Here is a 4,257-nt window from a genome sequence, read left to right as displayed (position 1 = left end):
ATGACACAACGAATATTCATTACCGGCGGGGCCAGTGGTCTGGGCCGGGCGATTGCACTGCGGTATGCCAGAGAGGGCGCGAGGGTCTGTATTGGGGATATCAGTGCGGATCAGGGTCATCTGGTGGAGGCCGAAATCAATAAAGCCGGTGGTGAAGGATACTTTGTGGAATGCGATGTGCGCCGCCTGACGGATCTGGAAAAAATATGCGCGGAGCTGACTGATAAATGGGGCGGCATCGACATAGTGGTGAACAATGCCGGGGTTGCTTCTGCCGGGTCGATTGAAGACACCACCATGGCAGACTGGGAGTGGATTATTGATATCAATGTGCTGGGCGTGGTGCGCGGCTGCAAGGCGTTTACGCCACAGTTCAAGAGGCAGGGCGCGGGTGCGTTCGTTAACGTTGCTTCCATGGCCGGGCTGATGCTTGCACCGCTGATGGACAGCTACAATGTGTCCAAGGCCGGGGTGATTGCGCTGTCCGAAACACTCAGCCAGGAACTGCGGGATGACGGTATTCACGTCAGCTGCGTGTGCCCGGCGTTTTTCCAGACGAATCTGACCAGCACCATGCGCTCGGACATTCCCGGTATCCAGCAGAATGTGAACAAGCTGATGAAAAAGTCGACCATTACCGCCGAGGATGTCGCTGACGACGTATTCCGGGCGGTGGCAAAGGGGGACTTCTGGGTGCTGCCCCACGCCAGAGAACGCCGCATGTGGATGGTCAAACGCCATGCCCCCAAAGCGTTTGATTTCCTGATGCACATGGAAATGAAACGCTGGATGAAGCAAATGGGCGGTAAAGCCTAGTCGATAATTTACTCTAGAATCAGGAAGTAAGGGGGCAGGCCTTTCCAGAACCGTCCTCCGCCATGGATGGCGGAGGCCGAGCGTACAGGGATGTATTTAAAGCGTGTTCTGGGAAGGCCTGCCCCCTTACTGACGTCTTTATAGCAAAGGAGAGCCGAATGACCCAGATTGACCAGGCCGTTGATGTCCGCGAAGGCGAGGAGCTGGATGTCGCAGCTGTTGACCGATTCATGAAAAAGGCGATTCCGGATCTTGAGGGCAGCCCGGAGATCAAACAGTACCCCGGCGGTGCCTCGAACCTGACCTACCAGGTGGATTATGGTCAGCGCTCTTTTGTACTGCGTCGCCCGCCTTTCGGACACATCGCCAAATCCGCCCACGATATGCTCCGTGAAGCCAGGGTGATGCGAGCTTTAAAGCCGGTCTATCCCTACGTACCGGAGATCATCGCCATCTGCGACGACCACGACGTTCTGGGTTGTGATTTCTACGTCATGGAGCGTCTGAAAGGCATCATCCTGCGCCAGGATTTCCCCGAGGATATGGAGTTGAGCGAAGCGGACACCCGCAAGCTCTGCCTGAATGTGATCGACAAGCTGGTGAATCTGCATCAGGTGGATGCCAAAGCTGCCGGGCTGGAAGGGCTGGGCAAGGGTGCCGGTTATGTCGAACGGCAGATTCGCGGCTGGAGCGATCGCTTCCGCAAGGCCAAAACCGACGATGTCGGCGATTTCGAAAAGGTGATGAGCTGGCTGGACGAAAAGATGCCCGATGATATAGCCCAGGTGGTCATTCACAATGATTTCCGCTTCGACAATGTGGTGCTGAACCCGGATAACCCGTTCGAAGTGGTGGGTGTTCTGGACTGGGAAATGGCGACCATCGGCGACCCGTTGATGGATCTGGGCAACAGTCTTGCATACTGGGTACAGGCTGACGACGAGAGCGCTTTCCAGATGCTGCGTCGTCAGCCCACTCATCAGCCCGGCATGCTGACCCGCGAGGAAGTGGTTGCTTACTATGCCGGCAAATCCGGCCTGAAAATCGACAATTTCGATTTCTATGAAATCTACGGCCTGTTCCGCCTGGCGGTGATCGTCCAGCAGATCTACTACCGTTTCTACCACGGCCAGACCAGAGACAAGCGTTTCGCTGCCTTTGGTCATGCCGCGAATTATCTTGAGAAGCGTTGTCAGCGACTGATCGACGCGAGTGATCTTTAATGGCGACGGTATATCTCATCCGTCATGGTCAGGCGAGCTTCGGTCAGGAAAATTACGATCAGTTGTCTGCAAAAGGCTGGGAGCAGGGTCGGGTCCTGGGGCGCTGGCTGAAAGCCAAGGTTGCGCCCACGGCAGTTTTCGGCGGCAATATGGAGCGCCACCGGGAGACGGTGGAAGCCATCGCTGGCGGTTATGGCGATGATCTGCCCGATATGCAGGCGGTGGAGGGTTTTAACGAGTTTGATCACACCCAGGTCATCAAACGTTTTCGCCCGGAGTGGGCAGACCGGGAAAAAATGGCCCGGGATCTGGCGGTCTTTCCGAAACCCGCCAGTGCTTTTCAACAGGTGTTCGAGCAGGCCGTGGCCCGCTGGGTGGGTGGCCAATACGACCCTGAATACGCCGAAACCTGGACAGATTTCCAGGCGCGGGTCATCACCGCGCTTGACAGGTTGCTTGAGTACGCAGAGGGCGGCGATGTGCTGGTGTCTACTTCCGGTGGCCCGATTGCGGTTATCGTCCAGCACCTGCTGCAACTGAGTGATCGCAAGACCCTGGAAATGAACAGTGTGATTGCCAATGCCAGCGTTTCCCGGCTGCTTTATTCCGGCTCCCGCCGATCGCTGGCGGTGTTCAACAACTACAGCCATCTGGAGGCGGAAGGGTCGGCTCTTGTGACCTTCCGCTAGTGATCCCAATCCCTGAATAATTGAGGTAAACCATGAGCAAACCCGATCTGTTTGATATGAATGGCAAAGTCGCCCTGATTACCGGCGCCAGCCGCGGTATCGGCGAAAGTATTGCCCGCACCCTGGCCGCCTACGGAGCCCACGTCATTGTTACCAGCCGCAAGATTGACAGCTGTGAGGCCGTTGCCAGCAGCATTCGTGACGCTGGCGGCAGCGCTGAAGCCTATGCCTGTCATATTGGCGAAATGGAGCAGATTGAAGCCATCTGGAAGCATATTGAATCCAGCCACGGCAAGCTGGATGTGCTGGTGAACAATGCCGCCGCCAACCCATACTTCGGCGCCATTGAAGACACTGACCTGGGCGCCTTCCAGAAGACGGTGGATGTAAATATTCGTGGCTACTTCTTCATGTGTGCCCGCGGCGCCCAGTTGATGAAGAAGAACGGTGGTGGCTCGATCATCAACGTGGCGTCGGTAAATGGTGTGAACCCCGGCCATTATCAGGGCATTTATTCTGTGACCAAGGCGGCGGTAATCTCCATGACCCGCTCCTTCGCCATGGAACTGGGTCAGCAGAAGATTCGCGTCAATGCGCTGCTGCCGGGTCTGACCGACACCAGGTTTGCCAGTGCGCTGACCGGCAATGAAGCCATCAGGAAGCAGGCCATGGCTCACATCCCCATGAAGCGTGTGGCAGACCCGGATGAAATGGCGGGAACCGTGCTATATCTCGCTTCCGGTGCGTCAAGCTATACCACCGGTACCTGTATCAACGTCGATGGGGGTTACCTCACGATCTAGGGTCCCGTCTGGCTAATTTGCTGATCTACTGAGCCCCTGAAAGCGACGACTATAGGACATGTCCGAAGGTGAGTATAAGTCAGCAAATTAACCCTGGTTACAGGCGAGGGTGTTAAAGTCGCTCCTCAGTGAAGAAGCGCGGTCCAACAAATGATCGAGCTGGGACCGGTCAGCCTCCTGGAGCAGGTCTGTCATCAGGCCCGCCATTGCGTCACTGCTTTTCGCGACCATCTGCTGATACCGGGGGCCGCGCACCTCGACGTTGTTATCGATCAGATAATCGATTCGTTCGGCAAAATCCGCCTGATTCCTGTGTTCCAGAGCTTCCAGCAGTGCCTGTTGCCAGTTCCGCCGCCCTTCAAGCCATATTTCGGTCTGGCGCCCCCGCGCCTCTGACCATTGTTCAACGATGTCAGCCTGGGCATTGTTCAGACTGCCTAACCAGCGCTCAACTCTCTCCCGGGTGCGCTCCGCACGAGCCTGCCGTGTCTGCTCCGGATCTTCGGCCAGAAACTCCTCTTCCTTTTCTTCCTGGCTCTCGGCCATGTTCTCTGCAAGGTCGCGAACCTGCCGGTCAGACAGACTGGACAGAAGGCGCACAGCGGCGGGTTTTGCCTGGTCTGCCAGCGGTGGAAAAAAGGAGACCAGTTGTTCCTGATGATGGGAAACCCTGGCTCGTTCAAGATTGCCGGAACGGACATCCTGTTTCAGTTCCGCCAGCCATTC

The 4,257-nt window shown here is 56.6% G+C and carries 5 protein-coding genes; 4 read left to right on the top strand and 1 reads right to left on the bottom strand.

The features are described 5' to 3' along the window. The 4 genes from VJ956_RS07435 to VJ956_RS07420 all read left to right on the top strand — a co-directional run. Positions 1-816: SDR family oxidoreductase (locus VJ956_RS07435; RefSeq protein ID WP_324083403.1), on the top strand; the 816-nt coding region annotated here is incomplete at its 5' end. Between the two features lie 158 nt (positions 817-974). Beyond that, positions 975-2,039: a phosphotransferase family protein gene (locus VJ956_RS07430; RefSeq protein WP_324083400.1), complete on the top strand. Its 1,065-nt coding sequence runs from the start codon at positions 975-977 to the stop codon at positions 2,037-2,039. Next, positions 2,039-2,728, top strand: coding sequence for a histidine phosphatase family protein (locus tag VJ956_RS07425; RefSeq protein WP_324083399.1), 690 nt, complete (start codon positions 2,039-2,041; stop codon positions 2,726-2,728). Before VJ956_RS07430 ends, VJ956_RS07425 begins: the two co-directional genes overlap by 1 nt. Before the next feature lie 32 nt (positions 2,729-2,760). Beyond that, positions 2,761-3,531 (top strand): SDR family oxidoreductase, encoded by a 771-nt coding sequence (locus VJ956_RS07420; RefSeq protein ID WP_324083397.1) that lies wholly within the window; start codon positions 2,761-2,763, stop codon positions 3,529-3,531. An 87-nt stretch (positions 3,532-3,618) separates the two neighbouring features. Here the strand turns inward: VJ956_RS07420 and VJ956_RS07415 are convergent. After that, a partial coding sequence (locus VJ956_RS07415) for a DUF6279 family lipoprotein (RefSeq protein ID WP_324083396.1) occupies positions 3,619-4,257 on the bottom strand: 639 nt, incomplete at its 5' end.

This window comes from Marinobacter sp. (assembly GCF_035268745.1).
Taxonomy (GTDB): domain Bacteria; phylum Pseudomonadota; class Gammaproteobacteria; order Pseudomonadales; family Oleiphilaceae; genus Marinobacter.
The sequence above is the reverse complement of the archived record's forward strand: the minus strand, read 5'-3'. Positions and strand labels throughout refer to the sequence as shown.